This is a genomic window from Ignatzschineria cameli (genome assembly GCF_003121895.1).
Classification (GTDB): Bacteria; Pseudomonadota; Gammaproteobacteria; order Cardiobacteriales; family Wohlfahrtiimonadaceae; genus Ignatzschineria; species Ignatzschineria cameli.
Window position 1 is genome coordinate 375,227 of sequence record NZ_QEWW01000001.1, and the last position, 17,421, is coordinate 392,647.

At 43.5% G+C, this 17,421-nt stretch carries 15 protein-coding genes; 6 read left to right on the top strand and 9 right to left on the bottom strand.

Annotation, left to right across the window (positions count from 1 at the left end; translation table 11 throughout):
- Positions 1–8: 8 nt before the first annotated feature.
- Entirely contained in the window at positions 9–905 is an 897-nt protein-coding gene (locus DC077_RS01490; protein ID WP_109201001.1) for a ribonuclease D, read from the bottom strand.
- Positions 906–1,161: 256 nt separating this feature from the next.
- Between DC077_RS01490 and thiM the strand changes: the two genes are divergently transcribed.
- From thiM to DC077_RS01510, 4 genes are all read left to right on the top strand, one after another.
- Positions 1,162–1,983: a hydroxyethylthiazole kinase gene (thiM, locus tag DC077_RS01495; RefSeq protein WP_109201002.1), complete on the top strand. Its 822-nt coding sequence runs from the start codon at positions 1,162–1,164 to the stop codon at positions 1,981–1,983.
- Positions 1,984–2,132: 149 nt separating this feature from the next.
- Entirely contained in the window at positions 2,133–2,807 is a 675-nt protein-coding gene (thiE, locus tag DC077_RS01500; RefSeq protein ID WP_109201003.1) for a thiamine phosphate synthase, read from the top strand.
- Positions 2,800–3,597, top strand: a complete 798-nt coding sequence (thiD, locus tag DC077_RS01505; protein ID WP_109201004.1) for a bifunctional hydroxymethylpyrimidine kinase/phosphomethylpyrimidine kinase — start codon at positions 2,800–2,802, stop codon at positions 3,595–3,597. Before thiE ends, thiD begins: the two co-directional genes overlap by 8 nt.
- A gap of 25 nt (positions 3,598–3,622) precedes the next feature.
- Positions 3,623–4,243, top strand: coding sequence for a flavin reductase family protein (locus DC077_RS01510; protein WP_109201005.1), 621 nt, complete (start codon positions 3,623–3,625; stop codon positions 4,241–4,243).
- A 3-nt stretch (positions 4,244–4,246) separates the two neighbouring features.
- Here the strand turns inward: DC077_RS01510 and rsgA are convergent, their stop codons facing one another.
- The 6 genes from rsgA to serS form a co-directional block, all read right to left on the bottom strand.
- Positions 4,247–5,239 (bottom strand): ribosome small subunit-dependent GTPase A, encoded by a 993-nt coding sequence (rsgA, locus tag DC077_RS01515; RefSeq protein ID WP_109201006.1) that lies wholly within the window; start codon positions 5,237–5,239, stop codon positions 4,247–4,249.
- A gap of 60 nt (positions 5,240–5,299) precedes the next feature.
- Positions 5,300–5,623 carry a ferredoxin FdxA gene (gene fdxA / locus DC077_RS01520; protein WP_109201007.1) on the bottom strand — a complete coding sequence of 108 codons (324 nt, stop codon included), beginning with the start codon at positions 5,621–5,623 and terminating at the stop codon, positions 5,300–5,302.
- Between the two features lie 274 nt (positions 5,624–5,897).
- Positions 5,898–7,100, bottom strand: coding sequence for a tyrosine--tRNA ligase (tyrS, locus tag DC077_RS01525; protein ID WP_094568109.1), 1,203 nt, complete (start codon positions 7,098–7,100; stop codon positions 5,898–5,900).
- A 135-nt stretch (positions 7,101–7,235) separates the two neighbouring features.
- Positions 7,236–8,549, bottom strand: a complete 1,314-nt coding sequence (locus DC077_RS01530) for a L,D-transpeptidase family protein (protein ID WP_094568108.1) — start codon at positions 8,547–8,549, stop codon at positions 7,236–7,238.
- Positions 8,550–8,593: 44 nt separating this feature from the next.
- Positions 8,594–8,839, bottom strand: coding sequence for a YfhL family 4Fe-4S dicluster ferredoxin (locus tag DC077_RS01535; protein WP_109201008.1), 246 nt, complete (start codon positions 8,837–8,839; stop codon positions 8,594–8,596).
- Between the two features lie 272 nt (positions 8,840–9,111).
- Entirely contained in the window at positions 9,112–10,380 is a 1,269-nt protein-coding gene (gene serS, locus DC077_RS01540) for a serine--tRNA ligase (protein ID WP_109201009.1), read from the bottom strand.
- 351 nt (positions 10,381–10,731) lie between these two features.
- Here serS and DC077_RS01545 point away from each other — a divergent pair, with 351 nt between their 5' ends.
- Positions 10,732–11,370 carry a hypothetical protein gene (locus DC077_RS01545; RefSeq protein ID WP_109201010.1) on the top strand — a complete coding sequence of 213 codons (639 nt, stop codon included), beginning with the start codon at positions 10,732–10,734 and terminating at the stop codon, positions 11,368–11,370.
- On the opposite strand, the gene DC077_RS01550 is transcribed toward DC077_RS01545, so the two are convergent.
- Positions 11,367–12,098, bottom strand: a complete 732-nt coding sequence (locus tag DC077_RS01550) for a hypothetical protein (protein WP_109201011.1) — start codon at positions 12,096–12,098, stop codon at positions 11,367–11,369. The two genes, DC077_RS01545 and DC077_RS01550, sit on opposite strands and share 4 nt — an antisense overlap.
- A 78-nt stretch (positions 12,099–12,176) precedes the next feature.
- A complete protein-coding gene (locus tag DC077_RS01555) occupies positions 12,177–13,616 on the bottom strand; it encodes a cation:dicarboxylate symporter family transporter (protein ID WP_109201012.1) in 1,440 nt (479 codons plus the stop codon).
- Between the two features lie 339 nt (positions 13,617–13,955).
- Here DC077_RS01555 and DC077_RS01560 point away from each other — a divergent pair, with 339 nt between their 5' ends.
- Complete coding sequence (locus DC077_RS01560) at positions 13,956–17,405, top strand: AAA family ATPase (RefSeq protein WP_109201013.1); 3,450 nt, start codon at positions 13,956–13,958, stop codon at positions 17,403–17,405.
- The last annotated feature ends 16 nt before the right edge of the window (positions 17,406–17,421 follow it).

The following is a 17,421-nucleotide window of genomic DNA, read 5'->3' on the forward strand; positions in this document are numbered from 1 at the left end:
ATGAGGGTTTAGGAGCGCTCTTCATCTGCTTGATCGACTGTTGCTTGCTGCCAAAAGTTCTCAATCGTGCGGATTAAGCGTTCTTGAATCCCTTCTGAGTAGGAGCTAACAGCATAATCTTGATAGAGTTTATGATCCTTTTTAGCGTAACTCTCTGCAAGGCGAATTAAGATCTCATCCTTAATAATCCATCGCTTCGGCAGATTTTTTTGAATCGCGATCAGCTCTCGCATTTTAGCTAATGCTTTGAGTAACTGCTTAGCGCTACCTCTTAACCGTTTATAGCCTTTTACTTTTTTCCAGGCTAATTCAGGCTGTGGCTCATATCGCTCCCGTTCTGTTAGGGGGGTGAAATGGGAGCGTAGCTCACCCTCTTTGCCGGCATCACAGATCTCTTTTTGAAGTTTACGATATGTCGGAATAAGGTAGTGAACATCATCGTAAGCATACTTTAGCTGTTCGCTCGTTAGAGGACGAAGATCCCACTGTGTACGGGTCTGATCTCGAATAAGATCAACATCGCAATAGTGCAGAACAAGATCGTGGTAGCTCATTCCGACTCGTTGTTGCTGGGTAATTTGAGCTGCAATTTGTGTATCGAAAACCGGAGTTGGAAGAATATCGAGAGCATGGACAATCGCCTCTAAATCTTGGCTCGCAGAGTGAATAATTTTAGTGATATGTTCTGCCGTTAAAAGCGCTTTGAGATGGGTGAAATCTTTAAGCGCTAAAGGATCGATGCAGACAGCTTCCTCTTCTGTTGCTAGCTGTATTAAGCAGAGTTTTGGAAAGTAGGTCTTAACGCGCAAAAACTCTGTATCGAGTGCTAATAACTCAATCTCTTGGAGCTGCTTTTGGCACCATTGATCTAAGGTTTCTTGAGTATCGATGTAGAGGTCTTTCATATCTTATTCCGCAATAGAGTGAGGTTGTTATTATACGGATTTCTTCTCTTTTTGGGTGAAATTGGTTAGAAATCGGGAATATTCGAAAGGATAGGTACAAAAATTGGCACTTTTACGCGCAAATGATCAGCAGTGATTATCCTGTTTACTCCACTTTTTCAGTGTAAGATAGGTGAATCTTATTGTTATATTATCGTTACATTATCGCTACATATTTCTTTATATTATCGATTTTGAATTAAACGGGAGTTCTACCATGGTTCCTTTTTCTGCACTAAATGCCATCCCTTACTTGATGGAGTATCAAGAGAAATCTCCACTCATCCACTGTATGACCAACGATGTTGTGCAAAATTTTACCGCTAATCTACTTCTTGCAACAGGGGGGAGTCCGGCGATGATCCCCGATATTCAAGAGTGTGCGGAGTTTACCGAGATCGCAAGTTCGCTCTTAATCAATGTTGGGACATTAACTCAACCGCGAGCAGAAGCGATGCTTCATTCAGCAAAGCAAGCGATGGTTACCGGAACGCCTTGGGTTTTAGATCCTGTTGGAATTGGGGCGGCGCTCTATTTTCGAACAAAGATCGTCCATGAACTATTAGCTTATCGCCCCACAGTTATTCGGGGTAATATTGCTGAAATCAAGGTTTTAGCAGGAGTTGACGCAGCAGCTAAAGGGGTTGATTCTCATGAGTCGAGCCGTGATGCGGCGCAATATGCAGAAGCTGTAGCAAGAGCGCTAAAGACCATTGTCGTTATGACAGGTGAGATCGATTATATTACTGATGGTAGCCGAGGTTATACTATTTCCGTAGGAACGCCACTTTTGACACGGGTCACGGGAACAGGCTGTTCTCTTTCTGCGCTTGTAGCCGGTATGATTGGTGCTACAGTGGATACGCTCGAGGCAGCTGCAACAGCTTGTTACTTAGTAGCGCTTGCCGGAGAGCTTGCTGCGGAAAAGGTGACGGGAATAGGCTCCTTTGCTGTGCAATATCTCGATGAAATCTCTAATTTATCGCCTGAACGATTATTGGAGATAGCGAAAAAGGAAGCGCCGGAGATTCAGTTTTAACGCTTTCTTATATCAAAATAGTATTAAAAATGCTGTGTGAAAACTGTATACAAGCTGTATAAAAATTACATTAAGAATATTGTATTAAGAACAATGTGTTAAGAAGATGTTATGACTATGTTAAAACTATATTAAAAGAAGGAGAAAGGATGGGCTATCCTATCATTCGTCGTCAATTGAGTCGTACTTCATTTGATCTATCACTCTATCTTGTGCTTGATCCTGAACTTTGCGGGGGAATTGCCGGGATGGTTTCAACTGTTTATGAAGCCGTTGAGCGGGGCGTAACTTGTGTGCAACTTCGTTCAGAAAAGGAAGTAGATAAGCGTTACTGGTATGATGCCGGTCTACTACTTAAGGCGCTTTTAGAGGATTATGATGTACCACTTATTATCAATGACCATATTGATGTCGCGCTAGCGATAGATGCTGATGGCGTTCATATCGGGCAGAAAGATCTTCCTGCAGATGTGGCGCGCCGATTGTTGGGACCTAATAAAATTTTAGGGCTCTCGGTAGGTTCAATCTATGAGATGGATCAGGTAAAGCTCCATGATGTTGATTATGTTGGAATTGGGCCGGTCTTTACAACATCGACCAAAAAAGATGCGCGAAAAGCATTAGGGGTTGATGGTTTAAGGGCTATCGCGGCTCAAAGAGCAATTCCCAAGGTAGCTATTGGTGGAATCAATGCCGAGAATGCAGCAGCAGTGATGAAAAGTGGTGTTGATGGAATTGCTGTTGTTTCTGCAATTTGTGGCCAGGCCGATATTGCTATGGCAACAAGAAGATTAGCGATGATTGTACGAGGGGAAGATGAATAAGATTTTAACAATTGCGGGATCAGACCCAAGTGGTGGCGCGGGAATTCAAGCTGATCTTAAGACCTTTTCGGCATTAGAATGTTATGGTATGGCGATTATCTCGGCGTTGACAGCACAATCGACTCAAGGTGTAACCGGAGTTTTACCTGTTCCTACAGAATTTATAGAGAAGCAATATCATACGTTGATGGATGACATTGATGTTGATGCGGTCAAAATGGGGGCGCTAGTCAATAGTGAGATTATCACGACTGTGGCTAAGTTATTGCGTGAGCGCCCGATCCCTTTTGTGGTGTTAGATACTGTCATGATTGCAAAAGGGGGGCATCCTCTGCTAGTTGAAGAGGCAGTAGCGGCAATTCGTGATCAACTACTTCCTGTTGCAGATATTATTACCCCGAATCTGCCAGAAGCGGCGACACTTCTCGGCGTGAAAGAGGCTAAAAATCTTGAGGAGATGGCAGAACAGGGAAGAGCGCTTCTCTCATTAGGCCCTAAAGCAGTCTTAATGAAAGGAGGACATCTTGAGAGTGAAGAGAGCCCTGATCTCTTAGTGATGGCTAATGAAGAGCTACTCTTTAGTGGTGCAAGAGTGACGACCAAAAATACTCATGGAACGGGCTGTACGCTCTCTGCTGCAATCGCCGCACTCTATCCCGCACATGGAGTAAAAAATGGTGTACGTCTTGCGAAAGATTATATCGAAGGTGCCATTCGGCATGCAGATCGATTAAATATAGGGAAAGGAATCGGACCGACTCACCATTTCTACCGCTGGTGGGGTTGCTAGCTTTAAAAGATCAGGGTATATCAAGATGAAATATAACTTCCAAAATAGTGATCCTCAGCTGATCTACAAATTGTTAGCCTCTACCGTGGTGCCACGCCCAATCGCTTGGGTAACAACTGTGGGCTCCTCCGGGCAGGCAAATGCCGCACCTTTTAGCTTCTTCAATATTATGGGGAGTCAGCCCCCGATAGTCGCCTTAGGAATTCAGCATCGGGCAGATGGTAGGGCAAAAGATACCTTACACAATATTCGCGAGCAGAAGATCTTCGGCATTAATTTAGTGAAGAGAGATGACGCTCAGCAGATGAATCTAACAAGCGCAGATTATGATTCGGCAGTTGATGAGCTTAAAGAGCATCAGATAGAGACGATAGTGGGAGAGTTGCTGCCGCTCCCCCTTATTGCAAGTTCTCCTGTTAAGATGGAGTGCCGTCTCTATCAAGAGATACCAACGGGCGAAAATCAAGCAATTATTCTCGGGGAGATATTAATGCTCCATCTAATTGATGAAGCATTGATCGATGCAGAAGCAGGTTACGTGGATGCTACCCAATTAAATCTAGTTGCACGAATGCATGGGCGAGGATGGTATAGTGAGCCGAGCGCTCTCTTTGAGATGTTACGCCCTGATCGTCACAAGGATTAATTATTAACGGCGTCTTTTCCCGCGACTTTGCCGATCATGCATCTCTGCAATAGTTGTTCGAATCTGCAGATAGCTTTCTAAACGACGAAGAGAGATCAATCCCTCTTTAATTGCATCTTGGTAGCGGCAGCCGGGATCGTCAATATGGCTACAGTTACTAAAGCGGCAAGGGGTTGTAATCGCTTTTAGCTCAGGAAAGCCTTCATCAATAGCGCTTAGTGGCAGATGTTCAATATTGAAGCTACGAACGCCGGGAGAATCGATCAGATAACTCTCCGGCATCGGAAGATGGTAGAGAGTTGTTGTTGAGGTGGTATGATTCCCTAAGCCGGTGGAAGCATTAATTTTCTGTGTCTGTAGTGCTAAGGAGGGGATCAGATGATTTGTCAGAGAAGATTTCCCTACGCCTGATTGCCCCACAAAAATTGATGTTTTGTCTGCGAGTGCCTCTTCAAGTTCTGCGATTAATTCCGGTTGATAGATTGAGGTTTCAAAGATTGGAATCCCAAGCTTGCGATAATCTTCTAAGAAAGAGAGGTCGATAGAATCATCTATCTGATCGATCTTATTGAGGATAAAGGAGACTTCAATATTGAAGTGATAGGCAGCAATAAGATAGCGATCAATCAGTGAAGGACTCGGTTCTGGCTTCGGCGCAATCACAATATAGAGTTGATCGATATTTGCCGCTAAGATCTTTTCTGCACCGCCAAAAGCGATACGGGAGAAGTGATTCTCCCGAGGAAGACGAGCGATCACAACAGGCTCATTCTGCTCTAATTGATAGTAGACATAATCCCCACAGACAATTGCACCAAGGCTTTGACGCACTGCGGCTTTATGGAGATTAAGCGCACCATCTTCTAAGGTGACATGTTGCCCATGTTGGGCGATAACACGACCGGGCGTTGCATTTTGTAGCTCTTCATTGGAGAGAAGCGCTTGTTGGCGCGCTTCAATCACTCGTTTTTGTTGATTCGTAAGACGACGACTCATATTTTTATTATCGCTCTCTGTAGTGACGATTGTAGAAGGGTTACAGAATCGGTGATCAAATTATTTCTCAAGATGGGGGAGCTTATTAGGAACACCATCCCACTTTTCAGCTTCAGGAAGTGGTGGTTTTTGTTCTGTAATCACGGGCCATTTTCGTGCTAATTCTGCATTGAGTGCTAGGAAGACCATCTGATCTTCACTCAGATCATCATCTGCAAGGATCGCGCCAGCGGGGCACTCAGGTTCACAAAGTGTGCAATCGATACACTCATCAGGATCGATTACAAGAAAGTTTGGGCCTTCATGGAAGCAGTCAACAGGACATACCTCTACACAGTCGGTATATTTACATAAGATACAATTATCTGTGACGACAAATGTCATTTATAACTCTCCAAAGATCAGTTCGATTGTAGATTGATAAGGTGTTTGTAATTATGTTTGTAATTAGTTAGCTTGAAATAGTTTTCTTTAAAACTTATTTAAGACTTATTTAAAACTTATTGTGACGCTATTGAGAGATGATTACAAGTGGTAATCGCTAGCAAGTCTGATCGAAAGAAGAGCCCAGTTTCGATTAAGAGTAACATTGATCTCCTAACTCAACTGAGCTTCTTCTATCTGAATCCTTCTAACTTTTTTCTAACTTTTTGCTAATCTATTTTACAATCACATTAGCAATACGACGTTTACCAACTTGGATAATAACATTATCCCCTTTAGCAAGCGTTAAGCCTTTATCTTCGATGCGCTCTTGATTGATGCGAACCGCTCCTTCAGTAATCATTCTAAACCCTTCAGAGTTAGAGCTAACAAGGCCAGCATCTCGCATTGCTTGTGCAATACCGATAACACCATCCGTAGAAGTGACTACTTTCTCTTCAATATTTTCAGGCAGATTACCTTTCTGGAATCGCTCAATAAAGTTGCGCTGTGCTGAAGCCGCTGCTTCGGCATTATGATAACGGGTGATCAATTCATCACAGAGTTCAAACTTAACATCGCGTGGGTTACGTCCTGCAGCGACTTCTGCTTTTAGACGCTCGATCTCAGCATTTGAGCGGAAGCTTAAGAGTTCGAAATAGTTCCACATAAGATCATCTGAGATCGACATCAATTTACCAAATTGTTCATCTGGCGCTTCATCAACCCCGACATAGTTGCCGAGAGATTTAGACATCTTATTGACGCCATCAAGACCTACAAGAAGTGGCATAGTGATAGCACATTGTGGTTTGCTATTTCCATAAGCACGCTGAAGATCACGCCCCATTAAGAGGTTGAACTTCTGGTCTGTCCCGCCGATCTCAACATCCGTCTGAAGATGAACGGAGTCATATCCTTGCAATAATGGGTAGATAAACTCATGAATCGCAATCGGTTGTTGAGCTTTATAACGCTTTTCAAAGTCATCACGCTCTAACATGCGCGCAACCGTGTGGCGTGATGCTAATTGAATCATGCCAGCTGTACCAAGCTCGCCTAACCATTGGGAGTTGAAGACAACTTTGGTTAACTTAGGATCGAGCACTTTAAAGATCTGCTCTTCATAGGTTTTAGCATTTGCTAAGACCTGCTCACGAGTGAGCGGCTTACGAGTAACATCTTTGCCTGAAGGGTCACCGATCATGCCGGTGAAGTCACCGATTAGAAAGTTTACTTCATGACCGAGATCTTGAAAATGACGCATCTTATTGATAACGACGGTATGTCCGAGATGTAGATCTGGAGCTGTAGGGTCAAATCCTACTTTAATGCGGAGCTGACGATTCTCTTTCAATTTAGCGGTTAAATCTTCAATGGAGATCACTTCATCAGTACCACGTTGAATAATCTCTAGACTCTCTTCTATGGTTGCCATACTTTTATCCTAAATATTCTTAATATGCTTAAATGAGTTGTGAGTCATCTGCTCAATCCTTCAAGGGATGATTAATGACTTGTTAATAATGACGTCTCGCGACGTCTGTCATACTTTTACTATTCACTTATTTCATTATTGAAATGAGTTATTTTGCTGGCGCCGCTCTTCTGCTGAAGGGGGAAAGACAATCTCCTCCATCTCAATGGTCGGCTCACCTAAGCGACTCTCTTGAATGATCGTTCTCTTTTTCATCTTGAGGGTCGATTCTGGCTTATAAGTCTCATCGCGACGTTCTTTTGCAAGCTCTTCAGCTGTTGGCTGGAGGGGATTGCTGCTTGGTGTACTATTTAGTGTACTGTTGGGTGTCGCATTACTATATTCTGTATTGATACGAGTGCCGATACCATCGCTTCCTAAGCTACTCACCACTGGTGGCGCAACTTCTATCACCGGCATCTCAGGGCTAGACATCAGCTCAATAGAGCTGCTTGTTCCAGCGATATTTGCAGGTGATTTTGTCGGTATATGGGAGACTTTCTCACCGATGATAATGGGGATACCGGTCTGTTGCTGAACTGCTAAGTTCACCATATCGTAGTTGATCGATGCATTAGGATAGGGTTTGATAAACTCAGCAAGCTGCTTGAGTGCCTGCTCTTTAAGGGCGGGAACCGAGAGATTATCTTCCTCTAAAGGAGGATGAACCTCGATCATAATATCATTGCCCGAAAAGCCATATTTCACCGGCTGATTGAGGAAGGTGACCATGGTATTGGTGGGAACCATATCGTAAAGATGCTCGATATGTTGTGGATAGAAACGCATACAGCCATGGGTAACACGCATACCGATACCGGTTTCATCATTGGTTCCATGGAGCAGATAGCTAGGAAGGGCAAGGCGTAAAACGCGAGTCCCTAAGGGGTTGTCTGGACCTGCCGGAACAACGCTTGGGAGCGTTCCACGACCCATTTCCACATGCTCTCTTCGAATAGACTCAGGTGGATACCAAGCGGGATTTTCTTGCTTTCGAGTAATCGACCAGGAGCCTAAGGGCGTTTTCCAATCCATTCGTCCCACACCGACAGGATAGACATAAACCTTATCTGAACCTTCTAAGAAGTAATAAGTCCGCATTTCAGGGATATTGGAGACAATTCCTGAGCGCTTACCTTCTGGTAAGATAAATTGGGTGGGCAGTACAAGGGGTTGGTTCTCATTGAGCATCCAGGCATTAATTCCGGGATTTGCCCAGCGAAGCTCGTCATAACCCATCTCATGACGAATCGTAAGATCCACAAGTGATTCATGTTTTTTAGGAGTGACATAGACAAGCTCACCAATAACATCATCACCCGCTTTGGGTTTTTGGTATTCAACATACTTCTGTGCGTATGCCGATGAGACGAGGAAACCAACGGCTAATAATATGCGCTTCAATTTCATATATTACTTCTCAGCAAGGTTAGATCGTGAAAAAGGGGGTAAACTTACCCTTGAAGTTTATGGAATTTCTCCATCAACTCTTCTTGCGATTCAACGCGATCAGGGTTTTTCGGGATACATTCAACCGGACATACTTCAACACATTGTGGTGTATCGAAGTGACCGACACATTCTGTACATTTATCGGGATCGATCACATAGATCTCAGGTCCCATTGAGATTGCCTCATTAGGGCACTCAGGTTCACATACATCACAGTTAATGCATTCATCAGTAATCATTAATGCCATTGCTCTTCTCCTAAAATGACAACATTGTTGTAAGCTAATATGATCGCTCATCTAATTTAAAGTCGTGAGCGATCATATTTGCCAAAATGGTTGAGAGTGTTACCGTTAGCTTAACAGAGAACGCTTGAGGAGGCTTATAAAAAAGACCTATAAAAAGCGATCCATTTGCGATTCATTTAAGAAAGGTGACGCTCTATTCTTTGCTCTATTTTTTTACTCTATTTTAAACTGTTTCCTAATCGATACTTTATTAAATTATTCTAACTTATTGATTAGAGATACTCTCGATTCTGCATATAAGGCTTGAGGACCTCAGGGATACGAATTCGACCATCTGCTTCTTGATAATTCTCTAAAACAGCGACGAGCGTTCTTCCTACAGCAAGACCCGAGCCGTTAAGGGTATGCATCAATTCCGGCTTACCACTTTCGCTATTGCGATAACGTGCTTTTAAGCGACGCGCCTGGAAATCTTCACAGTTAGAGCAAGAAGAGATCTCACGATACTTCTGTTGCCCTGGTAACCAAACTTCTAGGTCATAAGTTTTTGCAGCGGAAAAGCCCATGTCGCCGGTACAGAGAACTACACGACGATAGGGGAGCTCTAATTTTTCTAAAATAATTTCCGCATGGCGAACGAGGCGCTCTAATGCATCGTAAGAATCATCTGGTTTGGTGAAGTGGACTAATTCCACCTTCTCAAATTGATGCTGACGAATCATGCCGCGGGTATCTCGACCATAGCTTCCTGCTTCTGAGCGGAAACAGTTACTATGAGCAACTAATTGTGTCGGGAGTGCAATCTCTTCCCAAATCACATCTTGAGCTAAGTTAGAGAGAGGAACTTCCGCTGTTGGAATAAGATAGAAGTTGCGATCATCTTCTAACTTAAAGAGATCTTCTGAAAATTTAGGTAATTGAGCAGTACCGTAGAGGCTCTTTTGATTGACAACAACAGGAACGTTGACCTCAACATAGTTATGCTCTTCCGTATGGGTATCGAGCATAAATTGTGCGAGTGCTCGATGAAGCTTCGCCATATTAGATTTTAAAACAACAAAGCGAGAGCCACTGATCTTAGCGGCAGATTCAAAGTCCATTCCTAAAGATTCACCTAAAGCGACATGATCTTTAGGTTCAAAATCAAATTCATGAGGCGTTCCCCAGCGTTTAATCTCAACATTATCATCCTCATTCTTGCCGACAGGCACATCGTTGTGAGGAAGATTGGGCATATCAAGGAGAATTTTTTCTAGCTCTTCGCTCACGACATTGAGTTCAGCCTCAACCTTGGAGAGTTGATCACCTAAATCCGCTACAGAAGCTAAAATTTCAGAGGCATCTTCCCCTTTCGACTTGGCAATACCGATCTCTTTAGAGCGTTTATTGCGCTCATTTTGCAACTCTTGAAGCGAGATCTGTAAGGTGCGACGGCTCTCTTCAAGTTTATTGAATCGTTCCGTGTCTAGGTTATAGCCACGTTTTGCAAGTAGAGTAACAACATCATCTAAATTCTGTCTTAATATGCGTGGATCAATCACTTGTATATCCTTCATGAAGAGTGAAAATTAACCCCGTATTATATACGAAAAAAGGTATTGCTTCCAAAGTAATATCGGTTAGGGGATAGCGGGAGCTTTAACGGGGTTAATAAGAATAGTGATATCATTGAGTGATTGTTTTATAAGATCTTCAATAAGTCTCCGATAACTCCCCTATAAGTGATTCTGCAAAGTGAGATTTATGAAGATTTATAGAGATTTATAGAGGTTTATAGGGACGATAGGAGATTGTAGGGATCAAGAGGCATGTTGAGAGATCATCAGTGATGGTAGTGGTGATGGTGATGAGTAGAGACACTGAGAGTAACTGAAGAAAGTTGAGGATAATTGATGCAAAAGAGTGTGATAAGCGCGATTAGTGAAAGAGAGAGCGGCGATGGCAGTGCGGGAATATTTCAGGGGTTCAAGGTCGAGATCAGGATCTTCAGCTCGATTTTGCAGCCTGTTTTTAAATTTTTTGATAGAAGATCTGCCTTTTTAGGGCTCGGCTGCGCGCTATTATTGTCGGGATGTGGCTCTGTGATGCAGGCTCAGCAGGAAGCGATGGATCATTATCGAGCTATTATTCTTGAGGAAGCACAACTTGATAACTCAACACGAGAGCAGCTTTATCAGCAAGAGGGCTGGTATCAGGAGAAGATTTGGCAAAAGCGAGAGAAGGGCGGAAATACAGATGGGAAAGATTCTTCACTTTCGCCAGAAGCCTCTGCCTTACGGACGCGCGATTTTGTAGAGTGTTTAGAATCTGCTAATGCGATTGAAGCGGGAATTAGTGAGCGAATGGGCGGGGGAGACCCCATACAGATCGTTCATGGAAGAGCGACAGTTGAGGTCTGCATGGTGACGCGAGGTTATCATATTATCCCACCTCATCGACCACTGATTTGTGAAACAGATCAATATGATGTTTTACCTGTTTGCCATTTTGCAAGAAGAGAGATTCTCAACTATCGCGATCAATGGCGTTAAGTGAAGGAGACGATGCGATATTTTTGTGCAAGGAAGATCGCATTCTCCATCGATTTTTTAAGAAGCGGTTGCAGGTAGGCAAAATTCTCGTCTTCTAACTTTAAGATATTGATGACGCGTAGTAGGGAAGCAAGCTCTGCTGTTACCGAGAGCGTAACAAGATAGAGTGCCGGTGAGTGCTCTTTATCCTTAAAGCTATAGTGTTGATCGTAGTAGTAGAGAAGATCGTTAAAGACTTTAATGGCATTGAGCCGTTCCGGTGTAAATTTCTCAATAAATTGAGCTTCACTCAGTAAGATGCGCTCTTTTCGTGTTGTTAACGCTAAGTCTGCAAGATACTCCTCTGTTAGATAGTGTTCCGATAAGCGATCCACTTTTTGTGAGAAGGTGAGAAGCATCATCTGAAAGTGTTGATTGAAGAGTTGTCTTTTCGCCTCCTCTTTCTGCTCTCGCATCTCTTCTCGCGTTCTTCCTAATTCCTCTCGATTAATAGCTAACTCTTCACGATTGAGTTGTAGATCTTCTCTTTGTAGATGAAGAGAGTAGAGTACACCGGTAAAGGCGACCCCGGTAAAGAGCGCTACAATTGCATCAAAGAAGATGCTTTCATTATTAGGGCTCTTTAACGTGAGATAGATAGCGATGAGCCAAGTCATTACAATAAAAGCGATTGTAATCACAAATAGCCAGTTGAAAGGTGGGCGTTGCTCACGGTTTTTTCGGCGCATAGGCAGTGGCTCCTTGAGAATCGATAATTGAAGATTAAAAAACCATAATAGATGCCAAGATGACTGATGTAAGGTCTCTTATGAAGCCTCTTCACCACTTTCTAGATAAGCATTAGGATCTTGGAATCGCCCTTGATCGAGTAGACCTAACTCTTTATCGGTTACAACGGATGCAGTTAGTGCGCCGGAGATATTGGTCATTGTTCTTCCCATATCAATCATCGGGTCGATGGCTAATACCATACCAATGAGAGGGAAATACTCACCCATTCCCATGCCGGAGAGGGCGATTGTAGCCGCAATAGTTGCCGTTCCCGGAACGCCGGCGATGCCGATGGAGCCAATGACAATTACAATAAGAAGCATGATATAGAATTGTAGATCTGTCTCAATGCCGACCATATGAGCAACCATCATCACAAGAAGAGCAGGAAAGAAGCCGGCACAACCATTCATCCCCATTGTTGTTCCAAGTGAGGGGATTAGATTAGCAGTACTGCCAGAAACTCCCATTCTCTCTGTTAATGTGGAGATCGCAAGAGGCAGAGTACCAACAGAAGAGCGGCTAGAAAAGGCCATCACTAAAGTGTCACGCGATTTACGAAGAAACATTAACGGGGAGAGGCCATGTCCCGCAACGATCACAAGATGAATCATAATCATAATAAAGGTTGCAATATAGATCGCAATCACAAAGCTTGAGACCTTAATCACTGCCGGAATCCCATTGGTCATAATGGTGCCGGCTAAGAGTGCAATAATGGCATAGGGCATATATTTGATAATAGTCATAGTGATACTCATCACTATTTTGTGAAGCGCATCGATCAGCTTTTGGAAAATAGAGATCGCCTCTTCTGCTTTAGGTCTCATCCGGTTTGCCGCAACTCCTACTAAGGCAGAGAAGATCACAAGCCCAATAATATTGTTATTATTCATTGCTGAGATAATATTATTAGGCACAAGATTAACAAAGGTATCCACTAAGGTGGTGTATTCACGCTCTTTTGCCGCTGTCTCGATCAAGGCATCGCCATAACCTAGCCTCATAATATTAGCAATAAAGATCCCTAATAATGCCGCAATGCCGGTGGTAAAGAGAAGCCAGAAGATACCTCGACGCGCCACTTTTGTTAGACGTTGGTCGCCACCAAAATCTAAAATAACCTTCACAATAGAGACAAAAACAAGGGGAATAACGAGCATTCGGATAAAGGCGATAAAGGTTCGACCAAAGAGTCCATACCAGGTAGCGGTCTCTTTTAAGACAATATTGGCTTGATCAGGAAAGCCTTGCCACGCTTGAATGCCTAATCCGATTACTGCGCCTAAAATCAGACCAACCGACATTCGCATAAAGAAGCTCGATTTACGCTTCTGAAGACGATAGATCACCCAAAAAGCGAACGCTAAGATTAGAAGACCGATGATTGTCTCGTAACGGGAGATCGCTAAGAAATTTTCAAAGAATGCACCTTGAAAAAGTGGGGTTTGTGGGGTGTCGATACTCTCAGGCATAATCCTGCTCCTTTATTTATATTTATAAGAATATAATTTTGCCAGTCGATGCTAAATTCGATAATGATCTGTCGTAGCGTGATCGCATCGCTACTCTCTGTCATGTCGCTATTGTACCTCTATTGCATCTTTATTACGTTAGCTTAAGATTAATTGTTATGAATCACAACAAAAACTGATTATATATGATAAGTATGTTTTTAGCATTCTCTTTTATTATCCATTTTTCATCAATAAACGCTCATCAATAAGCAGGTAAAGAGCGAGTAAAAATGGTGAAATTGTGCTAGATTATATCCTTTTTATTATTCCCCCAATTGAGTATGGAAAGAGTCACCTATGCGCTTAAAGAAAGTTAAACTCTCTGGTTTTAAATCATTTGTTGAGCCGACAACTTTTGTTTTAACGAGCAAACTAAATGGTATCGTAGGGCCTAATGGTTGCGGTAAATCCAATATCATCGATGCAGTGCGTTGGGTAATGGGGGAATCTTCGGCAAAGCAGCTTCGCGGTGAGTCGATGAGTGATGTGATCTTCAATGGCTCTGAGCGAAGAAAGCCCGCCGGCATGGCCTCTATCGAGTTGATCTTTGAAAATGATCAGGGTCGATTAGGTGGAAAGTGGTCGGAGTATCGGGAGATTAGCATTAGAAGAACGCTCGATCGCGATGGAAAGAGTCAATATTTCTTAAATAATACGCGTTGCCGCCGCCGGGATATTACCGATATCTTTTTAGGAACGGGATTAGGTCCTCGCTCTTATGCCATTATTGAGCAGGGGATGATCTCTCGTATTGTTGAATCTAAGCCAGATGAGCTTCGAGTTTTTTTTGAAGAGGCGGCTAATATCTCAAAGTATAAGGAGCGTCGCCATGAGACAGAGCAAAGAATCGAGCATACACGAGAGAATTTAGAGAGGCTCAATGATATTCGTTTAGAGTTAGGCAAGCAGCTCTCTAAGTTAGAGCGCCAAGCCGATGCTGCAAGACGTTACCAAGCTCTACGAGAGCAGGAGCGGACGATTCGCTATTCGCAAGTGACCGAGCAGAAAAGAGCGATTGAGGCTGATATTGAGAAGCTACATCAAGATCATGAAGGGGAGTATGAACAATTTCAAACGGTTCTCACCCAATATCAAGAGGTAAGCGCAGAAATTTTGGTACAAAAGGAGCATTTTGAGACCTTAGAAGCCACCTTAGCGGAGAAAAATCGAGCGCTCTATCCTTATAAGCAGGCTGTTGATCATCTCAATCATGAACAGATACGATTACAAGATCTACAAAAGCAGGCGATGGAATCACAATCAGAGTGGCAAGAGAATGGGGAGAGGCTCTCGCAGGAGTTAGCGGCGACACAATCGGAATTAACCACCTTAGAAGAGAATCTTAATGAGGAGAAGTTTACCCTCGAATCTCTTGAGGAGCAGCTCTGGCAGGAGCGTGATCAATTATCAACGGTTGAGCAGTCCCTCGAATCAGCAGAAAAACGTACACAAGCATTACGTGATCAGGTTAAGCAGTTAGAGCAGAAGCTACAATTAGCAACACAGAGCCGACAATTTCATCAAGAGCGCCTAACACAGGTAAGTGCTGAGCGAGCAACTCTAGCGTCACAAGATCTAGGTGAAGAGGATCAAGCGGCCTCAGAAGAGCGCCGAGCGCTTGAATCATCACTTGTCATCTATCGTAAAGAGCAAGGGGAGTTAACAGCGCAAATAGAGGTTGGCGATAGTGAGTTGATTACGTTAAAAGCGGAGATTAGAACATTACAAGATGAGCAACGACAAGAGCTCGCAACACGAAATCAACTTGCCGGCGAAATAAGTATGTTGCAGAAGATGCTCAATCAGGATGAGCAGAAGTCACGTTCGCCCCTCTTTGAGCATCTCGTTGTTAAAGAGGGCTGGAATAGCGCTGTTGATACTGTTTTACAACAATTTTTGATGGTTGAGACAGAGAAGCAACGGGGAAGTAGCTATATCTTAGGCGGGCATGATTATACATATGGTGCCGATCAACTTGGCTACTATATTGAGAGCGATCTGGCGATCGGCTCACTTCTCTCCCATCTCTATATCTTTGATGATTCTCACTTAGAGCCTCTCGCGATTGAAAAAGATGCCGGCTTTATCGCGTTGAGAGAATCCTTGGCACTCTATGAAGCGATCGTTACCAAATCGGGTCTTCTCTTTGGACCGGACTGGGCGCTCTATAATACCCAAGATGCACAATTTGGGATCTTAGCGCGACAACGCTCTTTGGAGAATGCAATAGCAGAGCGGCAAGAGATCGATCAGAAATTGGAATTTTTAGATGAGGCGCTCTATGAGAAAGAGGAGTGCCTGAAGGCGCGTCAACAACTGGTAGATAAGGCGCGATCAGCTTTGCAGAAAGTGAATCGTGAATATTACGATCTTGAGAAAAAATTGAGCCTTCTTCTGCAAGCTGAAAGTCATCAGGCAGAGGTGCGTCATCGCGCGAAACGTCGTTTTGATGAGTTAATGGAAGAGGAGCAGAAGCATCAAGGACAACTTGAGATTCTCTCAACAGAGATTGCATTAGTGGAGGAGGAGCGAATCCTGCTTCAAGAGCAGCTTGAAGAATCGATGATGCAGTATGAGATGCAAAAGAGCCACTATGGTGAGCAGAAGCAGCAGATGGACGCATTGCGAGAGCAGCATCGAGCACGAAAAGGGCAAGTTGAACAGTTAGAGCATCACTATGTACGCCTTAAAGAGCGTCATAATCGAGCAGAAGAGGAGTTAACCTTACTGCAAAAACGGTTAAAATCGCAAGAGAAGGTGGGGGATTATCAAGATAAAATTGCTGATCTTGAGGTTGAGAAGATTGTTGCGATTGAGCAGTTAGTCACTTTTGAAGCAGATCTTAGTGCGTTAGAGCATGAGGTAGAGAAGGGGCGTATCGCTCTGACCACCCTTGAGGAGCGGCGCGATATCTTTAATGCCTCATTAGAAGCGCAGAAGAAAAAGATGAATCAATTCTCTATCCGAGAGGCAGAGCTCAATACGAAGCGCGGTATTATCTTAGATCAGTGGGAGAAGATTGTCTCAGAGATCTCTGATGAGGAGCTCTTAATGGCAAAAGAGCGCTATCAAACTGAAGAGGCAGAGGTTTTAGAGCAGAAATTAAAAGAGATTCAGAGCGCTATTCAGAAGATGGGTGCCGTTAACCTGATGGCTATTGCCGAAAGTGAAGAGTTGCGGGAGCGTAAAGAGTATCTCGACACACAACATGAAGATCTTGAAACGGCGCTTTTAATGCTTGAGAAGGCGATTCGTGAGATCGATCAAGAGACACGTACCCGCTTTATGGAGACATTCCAAGCGATCAATGATGATTTCTCAACACTATTCCCACGGCTCTTTGGTGGAGGGAAGGCATATCTTGAATTGACAGAAGAGGATGCTTTAACAAGTGGAATCAATATTATTGCCCATCCTCCTGGGAAAAAACCTGGAACGATCCATCTTCTCTCCGGGGGAGAAAAAGCGCTAACGGCGATGGCGCTTGTTTTTTCTATCTTCAATCTCAATCCTGCTCCTTTCTGTATGCTCGATGAGGTCGATGCGCCTCTCGATGAGGCGAATGTTCGTCGTTTAGGGAAGTTGATCGATGAGATGAGTGAAAAGGTACAATTTATCTTTATCACCCACAATAAAGCGACGATGACGATCTCCGATTCCTTAATTGGGGTTACAATGGCTGAACCGGGAGTTTCGCGGTTAGTATCGGTCAGCCTTCAAGATGCGATGGCATTTACGGAAGAGTAGTAGAGAGAATCTCAAA

Bases quoted from the DNA above. Each gene is read 5' to 3' on its own strand.
- thiD (WP_109201004.1), top strand. From the start codon at position 2,800: ATGAATAAGATTTTAACAATTGCGGGATCAGACCCAAGTGGTGGCGCG.
- DC077_RS01545 (WP_109201010.1), top strand. From the start codon at position 10,732: ATGCAAAAGAGTGTGATAAGCGCGATTAGTGAAAGAGAGAGCGGCGAT.
- DC077_RS01490 (WP_109201001.1), bottom strand. From the start codon at position 905: ATGAAAGACCTCTACATCGATACTCAAGAAACCTTAGATCAATGGTGC.
- DC077_RS01560 (WP_109201013.1), top strand. From the start codon at position 13,956: ATGCGCTTAAAGAAAGTTAAACTCTCTGGTTTTAAATCATTTGTTGAG.
- DC077_RS01550 (WP_109201011.1), bottom strand. From the start codon at position 12,098: ATGCGCCGAAAAAACCGTGAGCAACGCCCACCTTTCAACTGGCTATTT.
- rsgA (WP_109201006.1), bottom strand. From the start codon at position 5,239: ATGAGTCGTCGTCTTACGAATCAACAAAAACGAGTGATTGAAGCGCGC.
- thiE (WP_109201003.1), top strand. From the start codon at position 2,133: ATGGGCTATCCTATCATTCGTCGTCAATTGAGTCGTACTTCATTTGAT.
- thiM (WP_109201002.1), top strand. From the start codon at position 1,162: ATGGTTCCTTTTTCTGCACTAAATGCCATCCCTTACTTGATGGAGTAT.
- DC077_RS01555 (WP_109201012.1), bottom strand. From the start codon at position 13,616: ATGCCTGAGAGTATCGACACCCCACAAACCCCACTTTTTCAAGGTGCA.
- tyrS (WP_094568109.1), bottom strand. From the start codon at position 7,100: ATGGCAACCATAGAAGAGAGTCTAGAGATTATTCAACGTGGTACTGAT.
- fdxA (WP_109201007.1), bottom strand. From the start codon at position 5,623: ATGACATTTGTCGTCACAGATAATTGTATCTTATGTAAATATACCGAC.
- DC077_RS01510 (WP_109201005.1), top strand. From the start codon at position 3,623: ATGAAATATAACTTCCAAAATAGTGATCCTCAGCTGATCTACAAATTG.
- DC077_RS01535 (WP_109201008.1), bottom strand. From the start codon at position 8,839: ATGGCATTAATGATTACTGATGAATGCATTAACTGTGATGTATGTGAA.
- DC077_RS01530 (WP_094568108.1), bottom strand. From the start codon at position 8,549: ATGAAATTGAAGCGCATATTATTAGCCGTTGGTTTCCTCGTCTCATCG.